This is a genomic window from Chromohalobacter sp. HP20-39 (genome assembly GCF_033052815.1).
GTDB lineage: Bacteria > Pseudomonadota > Gammaproteobacteria > Pseudomonadales > Halomonadaceae > Chromohalobacter.
Map to the genome: position 1 here is coordinate 1 of NZ_JAWHTP010000160.1, position 446 is coordinate 446.

At 57.0% G+C, this 446-nt stretch carries 1 protein-coding gene; it reads right to left on the reverse strand.

The window, feature by feature from the left end; all coding sequences use genetic code 11:
* On the reverse strand, positions 1-416 hold a 416-nt coding region (locus tag RVY79_RS17440; RefSeq protein WP_317465746.1), incomplete at its 3' end, for a DegT/DnrJ/EryC1/StrS family aminotransferase.
* Positions 417-446 lie beyond the last annotated feature (30 nt).

The following is a 446-nucleotide window of genomic DNA, read 5'->3' on the forward strand; positions in this document are numbered from 1 at the left end:
AGTTCAGCAAGACGAACCGGGTAACCCGCATAGTGAACGCAAAGAATCGCCTTGGTTCTGCTTGTGATGCAGCTACGGACCGATTCGGGGCACATGTTGCCCGATACCGGATCGACGTCGGCCCAAACCACTTTTGCGCCGGTATAGAGGATCGACGTATTGGTTGGCTCAGCGGTCATCGGCGTGGAAATCACTTCATCGCCAGGGCCCACGCCGGCCAACGTCAGCGCCGCATGACGGGCACCCGTTCCGCTGCTCATCGCGAGCGAGCGTTCCAGCCCGAATTTCTGATTGAACTCTGACTCGAATCGATAGACGGACTCGCCCTCGGCGATCATGCCGCTGTACAGGACCTCTTCCAGAGCGGGCATGAGAACCGACTTGGCGGGCATGGCGACTTTGACGATCGGGATCATATTAGTGTCAATTAAATTCGGTTAAGCAGT